A 22,931-nucleotide genomic window follows, 5' to 3' on the forward strand; every position below is an offset into this window, starting at 1 on the left:
CTCCACCTGCCCCTGTTCTTGCGTCATGGCAGATGAGACTGGCCGATGCTTGTTGCCCTTTGGTCTTGGATTTAAACTGCCTGAAACAATTTCGGGAAGATCGATGTCAGAGCGTCAAAGACAAAATCCGGCTGCCTCCAACCCGGGCACGGATAACTTGGGACTTTCGGTGGGCGCCTACCCGCTTCTGAGGCCACGGAGGAACCGGACCGATGCCTGGGTGCGTGGCATGGTGGCTGAAACACGCTTGAGCGTTTCCGATCTGATCTGGCCCCTTTTCCTGCGAGAGGATGACAATCCAGAGGTCGCAATCACCTCGATGCCCGGTGTTTCAAGGCTTACAGTAGAAGAAGCCGTCCAGGCCGCCCGTCATGCAGCAAACCTCGGGATTCCAGCACTGGCCGTTTTTCCCTGCATTGGGGAGGATCGCAAGAATCCCGACTGCACGGAAGCTGTCAATCCTGACAACCTGGTTTGCCGTGCCGTTTCCGCAATCAAGAAGGCCGTCCCCCAGATCGGTATCATCTGTGACGTCGCCCTCGATCCCTTCAATGCCAACGGGCATGATGGGCTGGTTCACGACGGTCGCGTATTGAACGATGAAACCATTGCCATCCTTTGTCAGCAGGCGATTGTCCAGGCCCGTGCAGGCTGCGATATCATCGCACCGTCTGACATGATGGACGGCCGGGTCGGAGCTATTCGCTGCGCACTGGACCAGGCCGAACTTCAGGACGTGAAAATTTGTTCCTATGCCGCAAAATACGCCAGCGCCTTCTATGGGCCCTTCCGCGATGCCGTGGGGTCCGGTGGTAAACTGGTTGGCGACAAGCAAACCTATCAGATGAACCCAGCGAACAGCGACGAAGCCCTGCGCGAAGTTGCAATGGACCTGTCGGAGGGCGCCGACATGGTCATGGTCAAGCCCGGGATGCCCTATCTGGATGTCCTGCAGCGCATCAAGGAACGCTTTGCCGTTCCGACCTTCGCCTACCAGGTCAGTGGGGAATACGCCATGATCCAGGCAGCAGCCTCAAATGAGTGGCTGGATGGCGAGAAAGCCATCATGGAATCCCTGATCTGCTTCAAGCGATCCGGCGCTGATGCCATTTTCACCTATTTCGCACCCAAGGTTGCCGAGCGCCTGCAAAACAACGCGCTCTAGCCTGCTTTTGACATCCCACGCGCAAAGGTCGCCGTACAGCGATCATGCCATGGGATCTGGCTGCCCACTCCATGGAATCCCACATGACCTCCCGAGTGCGGCATGACGAGACTCAAGGTCGAATTGCTTCGCCAGTCATACCCACGATAGATGCTACCGGGAATCCAAGGATCATCCTGAGCATGCAAGACCAGGCAGGGAACGGCAACCTGGTCCAGGAAATTCAGGGCTGAATTCTGATTGTAATAGTCCCGAGCACCTGCAAAACCATTGCGAGGAGCCGTCAGGTATTCATCGAAATCCCACACCGAGTGCAGTTTCATAAGCCAGCGCCGATCCCGCACTTCATCTGGTTGAGCGCTGGCCATGACCTCCCGACGCATGCTGTTCATCAGATAGCTGTGATACACGCGGTTTCGTGGCCTCATGATCGCTTCCTGGGTGCGCAGCAGGTCAATCGGTGCGGATACGGAAACCGCGAAACGTATCGGGACTGGAGACTCTCCTTCGCCCAGGAACTTCAGAAGCATATTCGCACCCAGGGAGTATCCCACCAGGAAGACACCTCGCCGTTTTAGCGTGGGCCATTGTTGCCCGAGTTGACCCAGAACAGCACGCAGGTCCTGGGTTCGACCTGCATGGTAGGACTGCCGGCAAAGGGGTCCGGAAGGGCCAGCGCCGCGATGATTCAAGCGCAGCACATCCCGGCCTTCCTTCAACAGGGTCTGTGCCGTACAGCGCATATAAAGCGAATCCTCACTTCCCGTCAGTCCGTGCAGCAACAGGCCCAGTGGATGGGTTCCTGTTTTATCGGCCTGGTTCAATGTTCCAAGCAAACAGTCGCCATCCTCCTGTGGAAAGGTCAGACTGCTAGATGACCAGTGCCCAAGACGGACGACCGGCCGGACAATCATGTTGCGCAGGGTCTGCAAATCTCCACCAAGCCAGGGGGGACGCGGCTTGAACTCGGGCAAATTCATCATCTTCGTGAACAACACTCACATATCCGATACAACGTCAAACGACCACTCGACAGGGAAGACCGCGTCTTGACCTACAGATCACAGAAATGCCGCTTCGCTTTCCCCACGGCGTTCTGGCAGATGCCTGTTACCGAACTCCGCCAAGAAACTCAGGTCCAGCGACCCATCTGATGACAGCCGGCCCGGAAATCCAGAGCAAGCGTTCAGCATCCCGCCCAGCCCAGTTCGCTTGGTGCCTGTTTGATTGGGCCAATCAAGGCTATCCAACAGTTATCGAGACATTTATATTTGCAACCTTCTTTACCCAGGCTGTGGCGGTCTCGCCGACCGAAGGCACCGCGCTTTGGGGTTACACACTGAGTGTAGCTGGCTTCCTGATCGTTATCCTGAGCCCGATCCTGGGCGCCATAAGTGACGAAGGCGGTCGCAGGAAACCATGGCTGCTGTTCTTTTCCTTATGTTGCGTAAGCGCTTGCGCTCTTCTCTGGTTCACGCGTCCAGACCCGTCTTGGGTCGTTTGGGCGCTGATCTTTTTCTGCATCAGCGCCACGACCTTTGAATTCACGCAGATTTTCTATAATGCCATGCTCTCCGATCTGGTGCCGATGCACCGTATCGGTCGCTTGTCAGGCTTTGGCTGGGCTGCCGGTTATACCGGAGGGCTGACGGTCCTGACCCTGATCCTGCTGCTTTTCGTGCAGCCCGAAACACCCTGGCTGGGACTGGACAAGGAAAGCGGCGAGCATGTGCGCATCTCGGCGCTTATCGTTGCCGGCTGGTGGATCCTCTTCAGCCTGCCCCTGTTCATGCTGGTGCCCGACCAGCCCTCCCGCCACCTGCCGCTTCGTCAGGCAGCCTTGCAGGGCGTGCGCACCCTTCTCCATACGCTGAGGAACATCCGTCATTATTCGAACGTGGCCCGCTTCCTGGTGGCCCGCATGATCTATAACGACGGCCTGAACACGCTGTTCGCCTTTGGTGCGATCTATGCCGCTGGCACCTTCGGGATGCAGTTCGAGGAAATCCTGCTTTTCGGAATTGTTCTGAACATCTCTGCTGGTATCGGCGCGTTCGCTTTTGGGCTGATAGACGAACGTCTCGGCAGCAAACGCATCATAATGCTCTCACTCGTCGCTCTCATCATCATCGGCATTCTTCTTATCCTGACAACCTCGGTCGCATTTTTCTGGGTTCTCGGTGTTGCCATTGGCTGCTTTTTTGGCCCCGTGCAGTCAGCCAGCAGAGCCCTTATGGCCCAGATTGCCCCGCCCGGGCTTGAAGCCCGCATGTTCGGTCTCTACTCGCTGTCAGGGAAAGCCATCGCTTTCGTTGGCCCTGCGGTCCTCGGGCTGGTAACCGATGTATTCGAGAGCCAGCGCGCAGGGATGGCAACAATTGCGGTCTTCTTCCTGATTGGTCTTGTCGTACTGGCCGGTGTAAGGGATCCACGCAGGGCCGCCTTGGAGAAGTGAATGCGAAACACCTGGCATTTGTGACACACTGACAAGCAGCAGTCCTTAACCGATCGAGCAAACACCAGGATGTCCCCCGCCAGATTCTTCACCCGCCCAATTCGCATCTGTTTTTCTATTCTGCTTCTGGCTGCTGGAGTGAGCCTTACCTGGCTTGCCCCAACGTCACCGTCCGGTCAGGAACCCGAAGGTCACCAACCCAGGGTGCTCGTACTCAACTATCAGGGACCTATCGGCCCAGCCAGTTCCGAGTACCTGTCCCAGGGCTTGACCAAGGCCCGGGAGCGCGATGCAGAGCTTATGGTCCTGCGCCTGGATACACCGGGGGGCCTCGACGACAGCATGCGTCAGATGATCCAGGATATCCTGGCTTCCCCCGTACCTGTTGCAGTCTATGTTGCTCCGGGCGGAGCACGCGCCGCCAGCGCGGGAACCTACATACTCTATGCCGCGCACGTTGCAGCCATGGCACCGGGCACCAATCTTGGAGCGGCCACTCCAATCCGCATGGGCGGATTGCCTCTTCCTCTCGGGGGCAATGATCCAGAGGAGAACTCGGATCAGGGAGCAGACGACCAGGATGCCGAGGATGACAGCTCATTTGAGGAACTGGATACAGCCTCGACAAAGACCGTCGAGGATGCCGTTGCCTACATACGCGCGCTCGCTCGCCTGCGCGATCGCAATGCCGACTGGGCAGAGCGTGCCGTTCGGCAATCGGCCAGCCTTTCGAACAGCGAGGCCCTGGAAGAAGACGTCATCGACTACGAGGCACGTTCACTGGAGAATTTACTGGACCAGCTAGACGGCATGTTCGTGGCCCTTCCGGACGATAGGCGCACGCGACTGACCACGTCGAATGCCAGGGTCGAGGAAATCAATCCCGATTGGCGTATTGAGCTGCTGGCGATCATAACCAATCCGAATCTGACCCTGATTTTCCTGATGCTGGGCGTTTACGGGCTGATTTTTGAATTCATGAACCCCGGCATGTTCTTTCCCGGAATCGTGGGGGCCATATGCCTGCTGCTAGGCCTATACTCCGTAGCTGTTCTGCCCGTAAACCTGACCGGTTTTGCCTTGTTGCTACTGGGGTTGGTACTGATGGTGGGTGAGGCCTTTGCTCCCTCCTTTGGCGTACTGGGCATTGGTGGTGTCGCTGCCTTTGTTCTGGGCGGCACACTGCTCTTTGATTCAAGCATGCCGGGATACGAGATATCTCCCTGGACCCTGGGAGCCTTGACCGTAATCAGCGTACTATTGCTGGTTATCGTACTCCGCATGGCGATCCGCTCCCATCGAAGGCCCGTCCAGACGGGTGCAGAAGAGATGATCGGACAACAGGCAGAGGTCCTGAAATGGTCTGGCGGAAAGGGGCAGATCTTCGTGCATGGAGAACGCTGGAAAGCCGTGGCCGATGAGCAATTGAAGAAAGGCCAGACAGTCGAGGTTCTTGCTCTTGACGGCCTGACCGTACGGGTCAGGTCTGTTGAAAACGACAGGTAACGCCATTCCCGATGGCTTAGGAGTGCTGTCCAATGTTTATCGATATCATTATCTATCCGGTTATCGTCGTACTTCTTCTGGTTTTGCTGGTTGCGTCCCTGCGCATCCTGCGGGAATACGATCGTGCGGTTGTCTTTACGCTTGGCCGCTTCACCGGGGTCAAGGGGCCTGGACTGATCATCCTGATCCCCTTCATCCAGCAAATGGTGCGTGTGGATACGAGAACCCTGGTTCTGGATGTTCCCAGCCAGGACGTCATTTCACAGGACAATGTTTCCGTACAAGTGAATGCAGTCATCTACTTCCGTGTCGTCGATGCCTCGAAATCCGTGATCCAGGTGGAAAACTACATGCAGGCGACAAGCCAGATTGCACAGACCACCCTGCGCTCCGTCCTGGGCAAGCACGATTTGGACGAAATGCTTTCCGAACGCGACAAGCTGAACAACGATATTCAGGAAATTCTGGATAATCAGACGGATTCCTGGGGTATCAAGATTGCCAACGTCGAGATCAAGCATGTCGATATCGATGAAAGCATGGTGCGGGCCATAGCAAAGCAGGCGGAAGCCGAACGTGTTCGCCGGGCCAAGATCATAAATGCGGAAGGCGAGCAGCAAGCCTCGCAGAAGCTTGTTGAAGCAGCGGAAATTCTGAGCAGCATCCCAGAGGCGATGCAGTTGCGCTATCTTTCAACCCTGCAAGACATAGCTGGAGAGAACAGCTCTACAATTGTCTTCCCCTTCCCCATCGACATGGCCTCGACGCTGCAATCCTTCCTGAAGGAAGGACAGTTGCGTACCACCAGTTCCATTAGTTGAGTTTGTGAAGGAAGACATTAAGACTGCAGATTTCCAGTGGTGATGTATATATCAATCTGATATATGCATCCTAGCTAGGATTGATCTGTAGTAATGGACACACGCACGCTTTGCTTGGCAATCCTTCAAAAGGGGGCAGCCAGCGGATACGAGATCAAGAAGAAGCTGGAAGAAATGCCCTATCGCATCTTCCAGGAGGTTGGGTTTGGCTCAATCTACCCGGCCCTGAACCGCTTGCTGGAAGCCGGACATGTCACCGTACAGGCCCAAGCCCAACGGAAACGGCCTGACAAGAAGGTTTACGCCATAACCGCAAACGGCCGGCAGGAACTCGAGGGATCACTGTTACATCCTCCTGCACAGGACCGTTTCCGGTCGGATTTCCTGTTTGTCTTGTTCCATTCCGAACTTCTGGCGCATGAAGAACTTGCCGACCTGTTCGACACACGCATCACCGAACTGAAAAGCACGATCGATCAGATGCATGCATGCGACCTTTCTGGAGCCTCCCCTGGTGCACGTTTCGTGCATGGATATGGGCTGACCTATTACGAGAATGCGCTCGACTACCTCTGCACTCACAGAGAATGGCTGCTCGACGAGACAGAGGCCCGAAGGCAGACGACATCTGCTACGTGGTGTCCCGAAGTTTCCTCTACGGTGCCTGGAGGTGACAGATGAATCGCTCCTATCTGCTGGCAGCAGGCATAGCGCTCGCTGCTGCAACCTGGATCGCAGTTGGCACCATCCTCCAGGGGACGGAAGAGCGCGAGCCCGAAAAGGAAGCGGCAGCGATCAGCCAGTCCACAGAGGTGCAGCGGGTTCAGGTACGCACGCAAATGGCTCGTCCCTATGTGGAAGAAGTCCGCACAACCGGGCACAGTGAAGCGAACCGCACTGTCAACCTGAGAGTAGAGCAGTCCGGACCGGTCGAAGACCTGCCGGTTTCAAAAGGGAATCTTGTAGAGGAAGGCGAGACCATTCTGCGCATAGCGGAGCAAGATCTTGGCGCTTCCCTGACCGAAGCCCGCGCAAGGGCAGCCCAGAGGCGTATGGAGTATCAAGCCTCGGAGAGTCTCAAGAACCAGGGCTTTCGGGCAGAAACACAATTTGCTGAAGCACGCGCCGCCTACGACCAGGCACTCGCAGCGGAAAGGCGCGCGGAAATCCAGATCGAACAGTTGACCCTGGAGGCGCCCTTCGATGGCGTCCTGGAAACACGAGATGTTGAACAGGGCGACTACGTTGACCTGGGCCAGGAGGTTGCGCAGGTCATCGACCTGGACCCGGTCATTATCGTCGCCATGCTGAATGAACAGCAACGCCCGGGGCTCCTGACCGGCGGTCCCGGGACAGCCCGCTTACCGGATGGACGGGAACTTGACGGACGAATTCGCTACCTTGCCTCGTCAGCAAACCAGGATACGCGCAGCTTCCGAGTGGAGCTTGAGGTCGAGAATCCCGAGCACAGTATTCCCGCCGGCATTACCGCTGAACTTTTCCTGCCGCGTCGGACCGTGAATGCACACAGAATTTCTCCTGCCATCCTGACCCTGACAGACGAAGGCCTGCTCGGCGTTCGCGCTGTCGAGGATGGGAAGGTCGTCTTCCACGAAGTCGAAATTGCTCAACAGGACAGTGATGGAGCATGGATCACGGGCCTTCCTGAAGAGGTGACCTTGATCACTGTAGGGCAGGAATTCGTGCGCGACGGGCAGGAGGTGATTCCTGTACCGGAAGAGGATCCGGCCACTTCCAGCACAAACGCACCAGACGAGCCGCGTACGTGAAAAGCCTGATCCATGCAGCACTGACGCATAGCCGCACGGTGGTGGCAACCCTGCTGCTGTTGCTGCTTGCAGGCTTTTACACCTATGTCACCATCCCCAAGGAAGCCGAGCCGGACGTCAATATCCCAATAATCTATGTGTCCCTGGCTCAGACGGGCATTTCACCAGAAGACGCAGAGCGCCTTCTGGTCAAGCCCATGGAGCAGGAACTGTCGTCCGTGGAAGGCGTCAAGGAGATGCGTTCCACTGCCTTCCTGGGAGGGGGCTTTGTCCTTCTGGAATTCGAGGCCGGGTTCAATATTGACGAGGCCATGGCAGATGTCCGCGAACAGAGTGATATCGCGCAGGCGGAGTTGCCAGCAGATGCCGAGGAACCGCGTGTATCCGAGGTCAACCTCAGTCTGTTTCCAATCCTGGTCGTCACACTTTCCGGTGATGTCCAGGAACGCACGCTCCTGACCATTGCCCGGCGCCTGCAGGATAACCTGGAAAGCCTGCCGAACGTACTGGAAGCCAATATAGGCGGCGACCGGGAAGAACTGATCGAGCTGCTCGTCGATCCATCGATGATCGACAGCTATGCCCTGGATGCGCAACAGGTGCTGCAATCCGTCGACCGTTCCAATCGGGTTGTAGCCGCCGGCGAGATTGACACGGGAGCCGGTCGCTTCCCCATCAAGGTTCCGGGGTTATTCGAGTCCAATCAGGACATCCTGAACATGCCGGTCAAGACCAGCGGTGATTCCGTTGTGACCTTTGGAGACATCGGCACCCTGCGCCCGACCTTCGTGGATCCCAGCGACATCGTTCGGGTCAATGGCAAACCGGCACTGGCCATCGAGATATCGAAACGAACTGGCACCAACATCATCGAAACCATCGAGCAGGCTAAAGCGGTCGTGGAAGCCAGCCGAGGGGCCTGGCCCGAGGAGATTCAGGTCAACTACAACCAAGATAAATCGACCGATATCCGTACCATGCTTTCCGACCTGCAGAACAACGTGCTGACGGCTGTTCTACTTGTGATGATCGTGATTGTCGCTGCCATGGGAATGCGTTCGGCAGGCCTTGTCGGCGTTGCGATTCCCGGATCCTTCCTGACCGGCATGCTTGTCCTGGGCATGCTGGGATTCACCGTCAACATCGTCGTCCTCTTCAGCCTGATCCTGGCCGTGGGCATGCTGGTGGATGGTGCAATCGTGGTCACGGAGTATGCCGACCGGAAAATGGTGGAAGGCCTCCCCAGGGAAGAGGCCTATGGTCTGGCGAGCAATCGCATGGCCTGGCCCATCATAGCCTCGACCGCCACGACACTCAGCGCCTTCCTTCCCTTGATCTTCTGGCCGGGGACTGTCGGCGAGTTCATGAAGTACCTTCCCATCACCTTGCTGGCGACGCTGACGGCTTCGCTGATGATGGCATTGATCTTCATCCCCGTCCTGGGGGCACGTTTTGGCAAACCCGGTCAGGCTGTATCCACCCGAAAGATGCGCGCGCTTTCTTCCGGAAACAGGGCACAGTTGCAGCAGCTCGGGGGACCTACGGGTCACTATGTGAACTTCCTGCGGAAAGCCCTTGCCCATCCGGGCAAGATCATTCTGGCCGCAGTCGTCGTGCTTATCTTCGCGCAGGGAAGCTATGCTGTCTTCGGCAAGGGGGTCGAGTTCTTCCCTGAAGTCGAGCCGGAGAATCTGTCTGTCTGGGTCCACGGCCGTGGCAACATGTCGATACAGGAGCGCGACGAACAGGTCGCAGGCGTGGAACAGGAGATTCTGGAGCTGGCCCAGGAGAAGGGCGAATTCCATTCGATCTATACACAGACACTGACCACGGCCGGGCAACAGGACGACTCAGAACCCGAAGACCTTATTGGGCGTATCCAGCTTGAGTTTGTCGACTGGTTTGCTAGGCGCAGCGCTGACGCGATCATTTCGGATCTGCGTACGAGGACAGCAGACCTTCCGGGCATCTCGGTCGAGTTCCGCAAACAGGAAGCCGGTCCGCCAGTCGGCAAACCGATACAAATTCGTGTTTCTTCAACTGATCCCGGACGGATTGAGCCCGTTGTCGATCGAATACTGACGGCGATGGAGGATATTGGCGGTTTCGTGGATCTCGAGGATGGAAAGCCCCTGCCCGGGATCGAATGGGAAATGACGGTAGACCGTGCGCAGGCGGCAAAGTTCGGCGCGGACGTCACCTTGATTGGATCCTACGTTCAAATGGCCACCAAGGGCTTGGAGATCGGAACGTACCGAACCGATGAAAGCGACGAGGAAATCGATATCGTCGTCCGCTACCCGCGTGAAAGGCGCAATGTCTCGCAACTCAACAACATCCGTGTTGAAACGGATGCAGGCTTGATCCCGGTCAGCAATTTTGTGGAGTTGCAACCTTCTCAAAAGGTATCTCAGCTAAGGCGCGTCGAGGGGAACCGGACCATGACCATCCGCAGTGATGTCGAGCCCGGCATCCTGCCGGACGACAAGGTTCAGGAGATCCGGGAATGGCTGGAAACAGCAGATATAGACCCGGCTGTAAGTATCTCCTTTACGGGAGAGGACGAAGAACAGAGAGAGGCTCAGAACTTTCTGGTCAAGGCCTTCATGATCGCGCTGTTCCTCATGGCCATTATACTGGTCACGCAGTTCAACTCCTTCTACAGCGCCTTCCTCATCCTGTCCGCCGTCGTACTCTCGACGATAGGTGTGATGCTGGGACTCCTGGTCACGGGCCAGCCATTCGGCGTTGTGATGAGCGGTATAGGAGTCATCGCCCTGGCCGGTATCGTCGTGAACAACAACATCATCCTCATCGATACCTTTGACCGCATCAAACTGGAGGCCGCAACACCTCTTGATGCCATCCTGAGAACCTGTGCCCAGCGCTTCAGGCCGGTCATGCTAACGACAATCACGACCATCCTGGGCCTGCTTCCGATGGTTTTTGCCGCCAACATAGACCTGCTGGAGGGCACAGCCAGTCTGGGGGCACCTTCCTCCCAGTGGTGGACCCAGCTTGCCACAGCCATTGTTTTCGGGCTGACCTTTTCGACCCTGTTGACCTTGCTGGTTACGCCCAGCGCACTGCTGTTTCGTGAAAACCTTGCCCAATGGTATCGCCAAAGACGAAAAATCAGGTTCTCATGACTCATGGACTGTCGGGCCCCTGACGAGGTGGTTTAACGCAGCGTTAAACCGTTCGTGGCTATGCTGTTCCTGAACAGCTGTTCGGAACCTTAGAAAGTCATGCGATGGCCATGGAAAGCGGCATAAGTCAAAAGTCCTCCTGCGACGAGGATCAGCAGGCGGATGAAGCAAAGGTCAATCTTGCCCTGGAAATAAGCCGGGAAGAGGAGTTGCCCCTCCAGCTCCATCATGTGGGGCTATCGGAAAATGGAGAAATCCGAAGGCGGACAAAGGGCGAGGACATCACCTTCAGCTTCATTCATCGGGGCATGCCTTTCGCATGCGAATGCAAGACGACAGGAGAAACGAAGCTGAAGATTGTCGGCGAGTTGGGAAAGCTGCCCTTTACGGCCGAATCTCCTGCTGGACGACGTTTCTTCAGGCATCTTGCAACGGCGACCAGAACGCTTCCCAAAGGGCATATTGCAATCATCAACGATCAGGATGTGCGCCTTCTGGCCGAAGTCGCCCCCCCTCAAGGGCTTACACCCGTCAGCATCATCGCGGCCCTGAGCGCTGTACTCCTGGAGTTCAAACCATTCTTTGAAATGGCCGAGGATGTTCTGGCTGTCCGGCAAACAAGCAAAGGGTGACTGGGCAAAAAGCCTAGAGACAGCTTCCAGCTGTCCTTATCGAGCTTCCTCCTCCTCAATGCCGGGAACGACGAAAACCTGCCCTGGATAGATCAGATCCGGATCCTGGATCTGATCATCGTTCGCATCATAGATCACCGTATAGTGAATACCCCGGCCGTAGGAACGGCGTGCCAGTCGCCAGAGACTGTTGCCTGGCTGAACAACCACGACTTCTCCGCCTTCGGCCTGATCCGGTGATATTTCCTCCCGCACAAAGGGGGTTTCGAGCCTGGCAACCACTTCGCCTTCTTCATCGACCTGGTCAATGCGTATGGTGTACTTTCCCCCTTCCAACGCCTTATCCGGCTGGATCTGCCAGCGGCCATTCTCACTGGCCTTGGCTTCGCCCACGAAGCGATCATTCACGTACATGAAGACACGGGCACCGGGGACCAGCTGCCCGCTTGCCAGCAGCTCTCCATCTTCATCGTAAGTTATCGAATCCAGAGACAACTCCCCGGCGATGAGACCGCCTTCCGGTCCTTGCAGGACACGGGCCTCGCCTGCTCCCTCTCGTGGCATCTGAACGGCAAGCGGACGTGGAGACAACGCCTCAAGCGGCTTTGTATCACTGTCGGTGACGGACTCCTGGACTTGGCTGCTGTCCGTGACTTCCTCCGCCATGCCACCGGAAGCGGATTGTCCGGAGTCAAGCGCACGACTGGACGCCGCAGAAGGCACCGAAACGACAACGATATCCTTGGAATCCGCGTGCGCACCATTGCCCGATACACTGGACAGGCTCAATTCGTGATCACCCGAAATCAGCCCCTCATCCGGCAACAGGACCCACTCCCCCCTTTGGTCTGCCTGGACGGAGGCAATTTCTTCGCCATTTGCCAGTACGCTTACCTGGCTTCCAGCTGCGGCCCGCCCAGCAGCCACAAAGCTGCCATCCCTTTCGACTCGCACAACATCGAAACTGGGAAGTACCTTGTCTGGACCATTGGCCACCTGAGAGTCGGCCTCCTGACGTTCCTCTTCAGTCCCAAACTGCTCAGGCTCAGGTTCAGGCGATGCAGCAATCTCCGATTCGACTTCGTTTGCACTTTCAGCCCCCCCCTGCTCCTGAGGGCTGTCACCCGACTGATCCCTGTCCGCCGCCTCGACTGGAGTCGTGTCCGTTTCATCCACGCTATCAGGCGTTATCGGTTGTTCATCCGTTTCCCTTTCCCCAACGGGCTGCTGATCAGCTTCCTCGCTCTCCAACGCAGTTTCTTCTGAGGGAAGAGCGGACGTCTCCTCTTCACGACCTACCGGGGTAGTGGCTGTTTTTTCCTGCTTGTCACTTTCAGCAGGCGCTACGCTATCTGCAACCAGCTCAGGGGAGTCCCTTTGCGCTTCTCCGGATTGTTGCGACTCACCGCGCGACGCACTCTTGTCGCCTTCAGAGTCCATCGTGTCACCGGCATCCCTCGAGTCATCCACAGCGGGCGCCGACTCGCTCTCTTCAGTCATGCGCTCAGATATTTTTCCTTCTTCGCCAGTCCCCTCGCTCGCGGGAACCGCCTCTTCAGGACTCACAGATGTCGCCGTATCGTACCCGGATTCGCGGTCTTCACCGTCAAAGAAGACAATTCCCGCAGCAACTATGGCTACGGCCAAACCGGCAACAACAAACACAAGAACAGGCTTCAAGACGACAAGGACTCCTCGGGGTCATTTTTCGGACATTAATATGCCGCAATAATGCAGAGAACGACACAGCTTCTAGCGTTTAAATGCAAAAAGGTGAAGATTCCCCAAACGTCTCTTTCCATGGAAAGCTCTCTGGCTGCTTTCTCGTGGGCTTGCAGTATCACCTGCTTTGGGTTTTCTTCCCCCGCTCTGACCCATGGTCAGATTCTTACAATCCTAGGATCAAGTGAGGCATCGATGCCCGAAATCACGTCGCTGTGTGTCTATTGCGGTTCCTCGAAGGGCCGTGATCGCATTTACATGGAAGCGGCTCGGGAACTGGGGTACGCGGCAGCTGCCCGTGGAATAAGAATCGTCTTCGGTGGGGGGCGCGTTGGATTGATGGGCGAACTTGCCGACGCTGCCCTTTCAGCGCAGGGGGACGTACTGGGCATCATACCGCGCCACCTTATGGAGTTTGAAGTCGGACACAACAATCTTACGGATTTGCGTGTTGTCGAAAGCATGCACGAACGCAAGCTGGAGATGTTCCGGGAATCCGATGCCTTCTGCATCCTTCCTGGCGGTTTCGGCACTCTGGACGAAACCTTCGAGATGATCACCTGGGGACAGCTTGGATTGCATGCGAAACCCCTTGGACTGCTGAATGTCAACGCCTTCTGGGTGCCCCTTATTCAAATGCTGGAACACCAGGTGGAAGAAGGCTTTATCAAGCATCATGATCTGAAGCGCTGCTTTGTGGCGGAGTCGGTCGGGGACTTCTTCACCCAGATTGAAACGACCGTGGTTCCATCATCTGACCTTGAGGCCAAGTGGAGTTGAGCTCGATTCCTTGCAACCTGAGGCAGCAAGTTGCAAGGCTTGTAGCCTGAGGCAAGCCTGCTATTCTGCGCAGCACCTGACACCCACCTCAAGACAGAGACGGATACGCAATGGCTAAAATCAAGGTTCAGAATCCGATCGTCGAACTCGACGGCGACGAGATGACTCGCATCATCTGGGATTTCATCAAGAACAAGCTGATCCTGCCCTATCTCGACGTTGACCTGAAATACTACGATCTGAGTGTCCAGGAACGCGACCGCACGGATGATCAGATCACGGTTGATGCCGCAGAGGCCATCAAGAAATACGGCGTTGGTGTTAAGTGCGCCACGATCACACCCGATGAAGGACGGGTCGAGGAATTCGGACTGAAGAAGATGTGGCGTTCACCGAACGGCACCATCCGCAATATCGTGAACGGAACCGTCTTCCGTGAGCCTATCATCTGCAAGAACGTTCCGCGTCTCGTGCCGGGCTGGACCCAGCCCATTATCATCGGACGCCACGCATACGGGGACCAATACAAGGCGACTGACTTTACAGTTCCCGGACCTGGAAAACTCACCATCACCTATACACCCGACGACGGCGGAGAGCCTGTTACGCGCGAAGTTCACAACTTCCCGGACAGTGGCGTTGCCATGGGTATGTACAACGAGGATGAATCGATCCGCGGCTTCGCCCGCTCCTGCTTTAACTACGGCCTGCAGCGCGGTTATCCTGTCTACCTCTCCACCAAGAACACGATCCTCAAGGCCTATGACGGTCGCTTCAAGGACCTGTTCCAGGAAGTCTTCGACAGCGAATTCAAGGAAGCCTTCGACAAGGCGGGAATCACATATGAACACCGTCTGATCGACGACATGGTTGCCGCCGCACTGAAATGGTCCGGCGGCTTTGTCTGGGCCTGCAAGAACTATGACGGCGACGTGCAGTCCGACACCGTGGCGCAGGGCTTCGGCTCTCTGGGCCTGATGACCTCGGTTCTTATGACTCCGGATGGAAAGACGGTGGAAGCCGAGGCTGCACACGGCACGGTCACGCGCCACTACCGACTTCACCAGGAAGGCAAGGAAACCTCCACAAATCCGATCGCCTCCATCTTCGCCTGGAGCCGCGGACTGTTCTACCGGGGCACCTTTGACGAATCACCCGAGGTGATCGATTTTGCAAGGAAGCTCGAAAAGGTCTGCATCGATACCGTGGAGAATGGTGACATGACCAAGGACCTGGCCCTGTTGATCGGCCCCGACCAGAAGTGGCTGACCACCAACCAGTTCCTGGACAAGCTGGACGCCAACCTGCAGAAGGTTATCAACGCATGACCGCCTTGATACGTAGCCTTGTCATGGCCTTTGCACTCCTGTTGCCGCTGCAAACCGCAGCGGCGCAGGAGGCGCCGGCCAGTGAAAACGTCCTTGTGATGGACCTCAAGGATGGCCGCGTCCTGATCGAGATGCTGCCCGAGGTGGCCCCGGCTCATGTAGACCGAATCCGCAAGCTGGTACGCGACGGGTTCTATGATGGCTTGAAGTTCCACCGCGTTATCGATGGCTTCATGGCGCAAACGGGAGACCCGACCGGAACCGGCCGCGGTGGCTCCGAGTTGCCGGATCTGGAAGCCGAATTTTCCGATCGGCCGTTCAAGCGCGGAACTGTTGGCATGGCCCGTTCCCAGGACCCGGACAGCGCCAACAGTCAATGGTTCATCACGTTTGAACGCGCCCCCTGGCTGGATGGCGAATACACGGTCTGGGGAGAGGTTCGCCAGGGAATGCCACTGGTCGACGAAATTAAGAAAGGCGACCAGCAACGCGGCGGCACCGTCGACAACCCCGATGAAATCGTGCGTATGCGTGTTCTCTCGGACATCGAATAGTCCCCACCACGACAAGCGAGCCACAACATGTCTCTTGATCCCGAGAACACTCTTGTCCTGAAACTCGACACCGGGCAGGTCACAATAGCACTGAAGCCGGAGCTGGCACCGGCACATGTGGATCGCGTCAAGGAACTGGTGCGCGACGGATTCTATGACGGCCTGTCTTTCCACCGCGTTATCGACGGTTTCATGGCCCAGACCGGCTGCCCTCACGGTACAGGAACCGGTGGTTCAGGCCACAACCTGAAAGCCGAGTTCAGCGATGCTCCTTTTCACCGCGGCACTGTAGGTGCGGCCCGCGCACAGCATCCGGACAGTGCGGACAGTCAGTTCTTCATCTGCCTCGACGATGCTGATTGGCTGAAGGGGCAATATACCGTCTGGGGAGAAGTCATCGAAGGGATGCAAGCGGTCGATGCCTTGACCAAGGCGCCCCCTGGAGATCCATCAGGCCGCGTTCCAGACCCGGACAACATAGTCAGCGCACACATTCTCGCTGACACCCAGCAGTAAACAAAGGCCGGCCAATTTGGCCGGCCTTTGTCATTTCAGCCCTGCAATACGGCTCAATCATCGACTCAGCCAGCGTCCGGCTCATCCATTGGAGAGAGCAGCCTCTATCGCGGCCAATGCCGCATCGGCCTGCTCGGCATTGGGACCGCCGGCCTGGGCCATGTCAGGACGCCCACCACCGCCTTTACCGCCCAGGGCTTCGGCGCCTACCCGAACAAGGTCAACAGCCGAATAACGCTCTGTCAGGTCGTCCGTCACGCCGACGACGAGAGAGGCCTTGCCATCGTTCGTCGCAATCAATGCAGTGACGCCCGATCCCAGCTGCTTCTTCAGGTCATCGGCCATGGGTTTCAGGTCCCGGGCCGGAATATCCTCCATGACGCGCGCTGCCAGCCGAGTCCCGTTGACTTCGCGGGTCATCGCTCCGCCCGTGCCGCCTGCAGCAAGTTTGCGGCGCAGATCGGAAACTTCTTTCTCCAGCCGGCGGCGCTCTTCCAACAAGGCCGTGATCCGGTCTGGAACCTCTGTGGGTGAAACCCTGAGGCTGCTCGCCGTGTTGCCAAGCAACTCTTCCTGCGCCTCAACGTACTTGAGGGCAGAGTCACCCACCATGGCTTCAATGCGGCGCACACCGGCGGCCAAGGCCTGTTCGGAAATGATCTTGAAAAAGCCGATGTCCCCGACGCGGCTCACATGAGTTCCACCACAGAGTTCCGTTGAGAAACTGTGGTTCGCCCCTTTCTCCTCGTCCAGGCCTCCCATGGACACCACGCGGACCTCGTCCCCGTATTTTTCCCCGAACAGTGCCAACGCCCCTTCGTTAATGGCCTCATCCGGCGTCATGAAGCGGGTTTGCACCTCGGCATTCTCGCGAATGCGGGCATTGACCATGTCCTCGATCGCAATCAGGTCGTCGCGGGAAAGCGGATGGGGGTGACTGAAATCGAAACGCAGGCGGTCCGGCGCCACCAATGACCCCTTCTGGGTCACATGCTCGCCCAACCGACGGCGCAAGGCCTCGTGCAGCAGGTGTGTGGCGGAGTGATGCGCGCGCAGATTCCTGCGACGTGCACCGTTCACACGCATTTCCACGGCCTCTCCAACACGCAGGCTGCCCTTGCGCACATGTCCATGGTGGATATGCAGCTCGCCAGCCTTCTTGGTCGTATCCTCGACCTGCACCTCGACACCATCCGGGGCGAAGACCAAGCCCGTGTCCCCCATCTGACCGCCACTTTCTCCATAGAAGGGCGTCTGGTTAGTCAGGAAGTCGACCTTCTGTCCGGCGTCGGCTGTTTCGACTTCCTTGCCCTCGACAACGATGGCCTGGACGACTCCTTCGGCCGTTTCGGTCTCGTAGCCAAGAAACTCGGTCGCACCGTGCTTTTCATGCAGATCGAACCAGAGTGCTTCCGCCACGGTTTCACCGGAGCCGCTCCAGGATTTGCGGGCCGTTTCCCGCTGGCGCTCCATGGCCGCTTCATAACCCGCAACGTCAACGGACCGGTTTTGCCCGCGCAGAATGTCCTGTGTCAGATCAAGTGGGAAACCGTAGGTGTCATACAGCTTGAAAGCGACCTCGCCGGGCAGGAGATCGCTCTCTCCCAGGCGTCCCATTTCTTCTTCCAGCAATTTCAAGCCACGGCCAAGCGTGTCCTTGAAGCGTGTTTCCTCAAGCTTGAGCGTTTCCTCAACCAGGGCCTGAGCACGATTGAGTTCCGGAAAAGCTCCCCCCATCTGCTTGACAAGAGCCGGCACCAGGCGCCAAAGCACCGGATCACGCGCTCCCAACATGTGCGTATGACGCATGGCCCGTCGCATGATGCGACGCAGCACATATCCACGTCCTTCCTTCGCCGGCAGGACACCATCGGCAATCAGGAAGGAAGCGGCGCGCAGGTGGTCGGCGATAACGCGGTGTGAAACCCCGTGGGGACCGTCGGGCTCGGTGCCACTGGCCTCCGCGGAAGCCTCGATCAACGAGCGCATCAGGTCGATGTCGTAATTGTCGTGCTTGCCCTGCAGGACGGCGGCTATTCGCTCCAGCCCCATGCCGGTATCGATCGAGGGCTTTGGCAGGTCATGCCGCTCCCCTTCGGCCAACTGTTCGTACTGCATGAAGACGAGATTCCAGATCTCGATGAAACGATCGCCATCTTCGTCCGGACTTCCCGGCGGTCCACCTGGTATGCCTTCGCCGTGGTCGAAGAATATTTCGGAACAAGGTCCGCAGGGCCCGGTATCTCCCATGGCCCAGAAGTTGTCCGAAGTGGGGATACGAATGATCCGGTCGTCCGGCAGGCCGGCCACCCGCCGCCAGAGGTCATAGGCCTCATCATCCTCGTGATAGACAGTTGCCAGAAGCCGGTCCTTGGGAAGTCCGAACTCCTTGGTTACCAATTCCCACGCCAGCTCGATGGCGCGCTCCTTGAAGTAGTCGCCGAAAGAGAAATTTCCCAGCATCTCGAAGAAGGTATGATGGCGCGCCGTGTATCCGACATTCTCAAGATCATTGTGCTTTCCACCCGCGCGCACGCATTTCTGAGAGGTCACGGCACGTGAATAGGGCCGCGTCTCTGCCCCGGTAAACACATTCTTGAACTGGACCATGCCCGCATTGGTGAACAGCAGGGTCGGATCGTTGCGCGGCACGAGCGGTGAAGAGGACACGATCTCGTGTCCGTTTCGCTCGAAAAACTCAAGAAAGCGGCTGCGAATGTCGTTGGTTGTTATCGTCATGACTGCCTGTTGGATACACGAGATTGTCTGCCGCAGATTTAAGGCGTCTGCAGTGCTTTACACAAGGCAGGATTTGGTAAGGGCCCGCCTTCAAGGCAATGCCCCGCTCATTATCGCTCAGTATACAGGCAACAAGGTAACCTGGCCGTCTTCGTTCACGGTCAAAAACAGATTCGAGGCGTTCGCCTATTCGCAATGGGCCGAACGATCACTCACTGCTTTCCGCGTCATCAGATTCCGGCTTCTCTTCGGCCAGCATTGCATCGGAAACCATGCCAGCATTCGAGCGCACCGCATGCTGGATCGATTCCGCGACATCCGGATTCTCCTTCAGGAAGCGCCGCGCGTTCTCGCGCCCCTGGCCAATTCTCTGACCTGAATAGGAAAACCATGCGCCGGACTTTTCAACAACGCCCGCCTGAACCCCGAGGTCCAGGATTTCTCCCGTCTTGGAAATGCCTTCGCCGTACATGATGTCGAATTCGACCTGCCTGAATGGGGGGGCCATCTTGTTCTTCACCACCTTCACGCGGGTCTGGTTCCCCACGACGGTATCCTTGTCCTTGATCGACCCGATACGGCGGATATCCAGCCTGACAGACGAGTAGAACTTCAGGGCATTGCCGCCCGTGGTGGTCTCGGGACTGCCGAACATGACACCGATCTTCATGCGGATCTGGTTGATAAAGATCACCAGGCAGTTCGACCGGGAAATCGAGGACGTCAGTTTGCGCAAGGCCTGACTCATCAGGCGCGCCTGAAGGCCGGGCATCTGGTCGCCCATATCGCCTTCCAGTTCAGCGCGTGGCACCAGTGCAGCAACGGAGTCGATGACCAGAACATCCAGACCGCCTGAACGAACCAGGGTGTCGGAAATCTCCAGGGCCTGTTCCCCAGCATCGGGCTGGGCAATCAGGAGTTCCTCGATATCGACGCCGACCTTCTTTGCATAGCTGGGATCAAGAGCATGTTCCGCATCAACGAAGGCACAGGCTCCGCCTGCCTTCTGTGCTTCTGCGACGACGTGCAGCGCAAGCGTGGTCTTGCCCGAGGATTCCGGGCCATAGATTTCGACCACGCGTCCACGAGGCAGCCCGCCAATTCCCAGGGCAATGTCCAGGCCCAGTGAGCCGGTGGAAACAAACTCCGTTTCAACCACCTCGCGTTGGCCGAGACGCATGACGGAGCCCTTACCGAATGCCCTTTCGATCTGGGAAAGTGCGGCATCCAGTGCCTTGTTGCGATCGGAAGTTTCTTTGTTCACGAGTTCGAGCACCATTTCTGACATTGGAAGAGCTCCCCCTTATCCCATGCAACCGGAGTCGCTGCAATGACCAGAATGTACTCGTTATGTTCCCATCTGACAAGAAGAGAGATCAAAAGGGGAACATACAGCCTTACCCCATGACTTCCTTAACCTTTCCCGCCAGTTGTTTCAGACTGAAGGGCTTGGGCAGGAAATAGATGCCTTCATCGCCGTCCATCTGTTCGCGGAAGGAATCCTCGGCATACCCCGAGATGAAGATCACCTTCAGTTCCGGGAAGAGTTCACGTGCCTTGCGCACAAGCGACGGTCCATCAAGCTGCGGCATCACCACATCCGTAATCAGCAGGTTGATGTTGCCAGGATCTTCTTCGGAATTGTCCGGTGTTCCCTGCAGGATATCCAGAGCCATTTCACCTGAACGCGCCTCGAGCACCTGATAGCCCTTGTTGCGCAAGGCCCGTGACGAGAAAGAGCGAACGGCGTCCTCATCCTCCACCAGCAGGACGGTTCCCCGACCGGTAAGATCCCGTGAAGCCTGTGGATCAGCCTCGTCCGCTTCCTGGCGCTCCCTGCTGTGTTGCGGAAGGTAGATGGAAAAGCGTGTTCCCTTGTTCAGGTGACTGTCCACGAAGATGTGACCGCCCGTCTGCTTGACGATGCCATAGACTGTCGAAAGCCCTAGGCCGGTTCCTTCGCCAACCTCCTTGGTTGAGAAAAACGGCTCGAAGATCCGGTTCAGATTCTCCCGCGAAATGCCGGATCCGGTATCCTCCACCTCGATCTGCACATACTCGCCGGGCGGAACAGTCTCGTTGCCGAACCGCTGGGCATTTCCGAAACTGACATTGCTGGTCCGGATGAACAGGCGCCCTCCATCCTGCATGGCATCGCGTGCATTCACCGCAAGATTGATAATCACCTGTTCCAGCTGCCCCTGGTCCGCCTTGACCGGTCCCAGGTCCCGACCGTGTACGACTTTCAGGTCGATGCGCTCTCCGATCAGACGCCTCAGCAGGTGTGAGATTTCCGCCAGGATGTCCGTCACGTTGAGCACCCTGGGCTGCAGAGTCTGTTGCCTGGAAAAGGCGAGCAACTGGCGCACCAGATTGGCGGCACGGTTTGCATTCTGCTTGATCTGCATGATGTCCACGAAAGACTGGTCACCCGGCCGGTGCCGCAACAACAGCAGATCCGAGAAACCAATCATGGCCGTCAGCAGATTGTTGAAGTCATGGGCGATGCCGCCGGCAAGCTGGCCGACCGCCTGCATTTTCTGGGACTGTGCGAACTGCACCTCCAGGGCTTTCTGTTCGGTCGTATCGATCATGTGAACAATCAGGCCGTGTTCGGCCTCCTGACCGAAACTTCGCAGCGTCAACGAGCAGCGCAATTCCCTGGCACAGGTCAGCTGTACTTCTGCAAAGGAGGATCCTGCAGCCTCTGAATCCGGCAACAGGGCCTGCTCCACCGCCGCATGCACACGCGCCCGCGAATCCGCTTCCACCAGGTCAGCCAGGTCCTGCCCCACAGGACTGCGCCCCTCGTCATCGACCATGTCCTGGAAGGCGCGGTTGCATTCGGTGATGCGGCCATCGCGGTTCAACAAGGCAATCCCCACCGGCGCTTCACTGAACAAGCGCTGGAAACGTTGCTCAGTCAGCTCCAAGGCCGCTTCCGTCTGCCGCTCTGCTGTCAGGTGGCGCACGACGGATCGGGTACGCAAGCCGCCCGCACTTCCAGTGTCCTCGACCTGGTCCTGTATGATCAGGGCTGTAAAGCTGCCGCCGCCTGCACAGAGCAACTCCACTTCACCTTCGCGCTGTTCATTCACGAACGGCAGGTACGCCGAATGTGGCAGTTGCTCGCGGGAAGCGAGAATATCATGAAGGCGCAGGCTGCCTTGTGTGAGTTCGCGAACGCTGCGTCCCAGCCACTCGGCCATGATGCGATTGATATAGATGAACCGCCCTTCCCCATCCACTGAATAGAAGCCGACGGGCGCATGTTCCAACAGGTCGAAGAAGCGCTTGTGTTCATTACGCAGCACCAATTCCATCTGCCGGCGCATCGTGATGTTGCGCATGGTCCAGAGAGATTCCCTAGCTCTGCCCGGGAAAGGAAAAGCGCTGATGCGATACCACAGCACCGCATTATCGCCACCTTCTTCATCCGGCAGGGCAATCTCGGTCTCACCGTGCATACCTGTTTCAAGCTGGCGTTGCAGACGTTCGACCTCGGCGCGTTCCTCCGCTGTGGAAAGCTGTTCGAGAACCCAGTCCGGCAGGGTTTGGTCCGCCTGCATGGGCAAAGCGTCACAGGCCGGATTGGACAGCAGCACCCGCTGTCCGCGGCGCACCACCTGCATTGGGTCTTCAACGGCCGCAGCGGCCGATTCGAACAGCTTTAACCGGTGCCTGATTCGCAGGTGCCGCCAAAGCAGAATCGCAAACCCGAAAATCAGGGCGCCAAGCAGCCCCAGTTCGAGTATCCCCCCCAGAATCATCGTC

The 22,931-nt window shown here is 57.4% G+C and carries 17 protein-coding genes; 12 read left to right on the forward strand and 5 right to left on the reverse strand.

Annotated features, from left to right (window positions below; all coding sequences use genetic code 11):
- Positions 1-103 precede the first annotated feature (103 nt).
- A complete protein-coding gene (gene hemB / locus BP38_RS0102845; RefSeq protein ID WP_081816410.1) occupies positions 104-1,165 on the forward strand; it encodes a porphobilinogen synthase in 1,062 nt (353 codons plus the stop codon).
- Here hemB and BP38_RS0102850 read toward each other — a convergent pair.
- A complete protein-coding gene (locus BP38_RS0102850) occupies positions 1,162-2,163 on the reverse strand; it encodes a YheT family hydrolase (RefSeq protein ID WP_026986491.1) in 1,002 nt (333 codons plus the stop codon). The two genes, hemB and BP38_RS0102850, sit on opposite strands and share 4 nt — an antisense overlap.
- A 71-nt stretch (positions 2,164-2,234) precedes the next feature.
- On the opposite strand from BP38_RS0102850, the gene BP38_RS0102855 reads away from it, so the two are divergent.
- The 7 genes from BP38_RS0102855 to BP38_RS0102885 all read left to right on the forward strand — a co-directional run bounded on the left by BP38_RS0102855 (position 2,235) and on the right by BP38_RS0102885 (position 11,518).
- On the forward strand, positions 2,235-3,620 hold the full coding sequence (locus tag BP38_RS0102855; protein ID WP_081816411.1) for an MFS transporter: 1,386 nt from the start codon (positions 2,235-2,237) through the stop codon (positions 3,618-3,620).
- A 204-nt stretch (positions 3,621-3,824) separates the two neighbouring features.
- On the forward strand, positions 3,825-5,126 hold the full coding sequence (locus tag BP38_RS0102860) for an NfeD family protein (RefSeq protein WP_051608886.1): 1,302 nt from the start codon (positions 3,825-3,827) through the stop codon (positions 5,124-5,126).
- Between the two features lie 32 nt (positions 5,127-5,158).
- Complete coding sequence (locus BP38_RS0102865; protein ID WP_026986494.1) at positions 5,159-5,947, forward strand: slipin family protein; 789 nt, start codon at positions 5,159-5,161, stop codon at positions 5,945-5,947.
- 93 nt (positions 5,948-6,040) lie between these two features.
- Positions 6,041-6,628, forward strand: coding sequence for a PadR family transcriptional regulator (locus BP38_RS18675; protein ID WP_051608887.1), 588 nt, complete (start codon positions 6,041-6,043; stop codon positions 6,626-6,628).
- Positions 6,625-7,737, forward strand: a complete 1,113-nt coding sequence (locus BP38_RS0102875) for an efflux RND transporter periplasmic adaptor subunit (protein WP_026986495.1) — start codon at positions 6,625-6,627, stop codon at positions 7,735-7,737. The genes BP38_RS18675 and BP38_RS0102875 overlap by 4 nt, the downstream gene beginning before the upstream one ends.
- A complete protein-coding gene (locus tag BP38_RS18680; RefSeq protein ID WP_035723186.1) occupies positions 7,734-10,886 on the forward strand; it encodes an efflux RND transporter permease subunit in 3,153 nt (1,050 codons plus the stop codon). Before BP38_RS0102875 ends, BP38_RS18680 begins: the two co-directional genes overlap by 4 nt.
- A gap of 104 nt (positions 10,887-10,990) precedes the next feature.
- The gene (locus tag BP38_RS0102885) at positions 10,991-11,518 is read left to right on the forward strand and encodes a hypothetical protein (protein WP_026986496.1); all 528 of its coding nucleotides are present in this window, start codon (positions 10,991-10,993) and stop codon (positions 11,516-11,518) included.
- Positions 11,519-11,554: 36 nt separating this feature from the next.
- Here the strand turns inward: BP38_RS0102885 and BP38_RS18685 are convergent, their stop codons facing one another.
- On the reverse strand, positions 11,555-13,018 hold the full coding sequence (locus BP38_RS18685; RefSeq protein WP_081816412.1) for a LysM peptidoglycan-binding domain-containing protein: 1,464 nt from the start codon (positions 13,016-13,018) through the stop codon (positions 11,555-11,557).
- Between the two features lie 417 nt (positions 13,019-13,435).
- Here BP38_RS18685 and BP38_RS0102895 point away from each other — a divergent pair, with 417 nt between their 5' ends.
- The 4 genes from BP38_RS0102895 (at position 13,436) to BP38_RS0102910 (ending at position 16,418) form a co-directional block, all read left to right on the forward strand.
- Positions 13,436-14,020 (forward strand): LOG family protein, encoded by a 585-nt coding sequence (locus BP38_RS0102895; RefSeq protein ID WP_026986497.1) that lies wholly within the window; start codon positions 13,436-13,438, stop codon positions 14,018-14,020.
- A gap of 110 nt (positions 14,021-14,130) precedes the next feature.
- Complete coding sequence (locus BP38_RS0102900; protein WP_026986498.1) at positions 14,131-15,348, forward strand: NADP-dependent isocitrate dehydrogenase; 1,218 nt, start codon at positions 14,131-14,133, stop codon at positions 15,346-15,348.
- Complete coding sequence (locus BP38_RS0102905) at positions 15,345-15,902, forward strand: peptidylprolyl isomerase (RefSeq protein ID WP_026986499.1); 558 nt, start codon at positions 15,345-15,347, stop codon at positions 15,900-15,902. The genes BP38_RS0102900 and BP38_RS0102905 overlap by 4 nt, the downstream gene beginning before the upstream one ends.
- Positions 15,903-15,929: 27 nt before the next feature.
- Positions 15,930-16,418, forward strand: a complete 489-nt coding sequence (locus BP38_RS0102910) for a peptidylprolyl isomerase (RefSeq protein WP_026986500.1) — start codon at positions 15,930-15,932, stop codon at positions 16,416-16,418.
- A gap of 81 nt (positions 16,419-16,499) precedes the next feature.
- Here BP38_RS0102910 and alaS read toward each other — a convergent pair whose 3' ends face one another.
- The 3 genes from alaS to BP38_RS18690 all read right to left on the reverse strand — a co-directional run bounded on the left by alaS (position 16,500) and on the right by BP38_RS18690 (position 22,927).
- A complete protein-coding gene (gene alaS / locus BP38_RS0102915; RefSeq protein ID WP_026986501.1) occupies positions 16,500-19,157 on the reverse strand; it encodes an alanine--tRNA ligase in 2,658 nt (885 codons plus the stop codon).
- 208 nt (positions 19,158-19,365) lie between these two features.
- On the reverse strand, positions 19,366-20,445 hold the full coding sequence (recA, locus tag BP38_RS0102920) for a recombinase RecA (protein WP_026986502.1): 1,080 nt from the start codon (positions 20,443-20,445) through the stop codon (positions 19,366-19,368).
- 109 nt (positions 20,446-20,554) lie between these two features.
- Complete coding sequence (locus BP38_RS18690) at positions 20,555-22,927, reverse strand: hybrid sensor histidine kinase/response regulator (protein ID WP_051608889.1); 2,373 nt, start codon at positions 22,925-22,927, stop codon at positions 20,555-20,557.
- Positions 22,928-22,931: the final 4 nt, after the last annotated feature.

The organism is Fodinicurvata fenggangensis DSM 21160 (assembly GCF_000686045.1).
Lineage (GTDB): Bacteria > Pseudomonadota > Alphaproteobacteria > Kiloniellales > DSM-21159 > Fodinicurvata > Fodinicurvata fenggangensis.

Bases quoted from the DNA above. Each gene is read 5' to 3' on its own strand.
- BP38_RS0102875 (WP_026986495.1), top strand. From the start codon at position 6,625: ATGAATCGCTCCTATCTGCTGGCAGCAGGCATAGCGCTCGCTGCTGCA.
- BP38_RS0102895 (WP_026986497.1), top strand. From the start codon at position 13,436: ATGCCCGAAATCACGTCGCTGTGTGTCTATTGCGGTTCCTCGAAGGGC.
- BP38_RS18675 (WP_051608887.1), top strand. From the start codon at position 6,041: ATGGACACACGCACGCTTTGCTTGGCAATCCTTCAAAAGGGGGCAGCC.
- BP38_RS0102910 (WP_026986500.1), top strand. From the start codon at position 15,930: ATGTCTCTTGATCCCGAGAACACTCTTGTCCTGAAACTCGACACCGGG.
- BP38_RS18690 (WP_051608889.1), bottom strand. From the start codon at position 22,927: ATGATTCTGGGGGGGATACTCGAACTGGGGCTGCTTGGCGCCCTGATT.
- alaS (WP_026986501.1), bottom strand. From the start codon at position 19,157: ATGACGATAACAACCAACGACATTCGCAGCCGCTTTCTTGAGTTTTTC.
- BP38_RS0102905 (WP_026986499.1), top strand. From the start codon at position 15,345: ATGACCGCCTTGATACGTAGCCTTGTCATGGCCTTTGCACTCCTGTTG.
- BP38_RS0102885 (WP_026986496.1), top strand. From the start codon at position 10,991: ATGGCCATGGAAAGCGGCATAAGTCAAAAGTCCTCCTGCGACGAGGAT.
- BP38_RS0102855 (WP_081816411.1), top strand. From the start codon at position 2,235: ATGCCGCTTCGCTTTCCCCACGGCGTTCTGGCAGATGCCTGTTACCGA.
- recA (WP_026986502.1), bottom strand. From the start codon at position 20,445: ATGTCAGAAATGGTGCTCGAACTCGTGAACAAAGAAACTTCCGATCGC.
- BP38_RS18685 (WP_081816412.1), bottom strand. From the start codon at position 13,018: ATGACTGAAGAGAGCGAGTCGGCGCCCGCTGTGGATGACTCGAGGGAT.
- BP38_RS0102900 (WP_026986498.1), top strand. From the start codon at position 14,131: ATGGCTAAAATCAAGGTTCAGAATCCGATCGTCGAACTCGACGGCGAC.
- BP38_RS0102865 (WP_026986494.1), top strand. From the start codon at position 5,159: ATGTTTATCGATATCATTATCTATCCGGTTATCGTCGTACTTCTTCTG.
- hemB (WP_081816410.1), top strand. From the start codon at position 104: ATGTCAGAGCGTCAAAGACAAAATCCGGCTGCCTCCAACCCGGGCACG.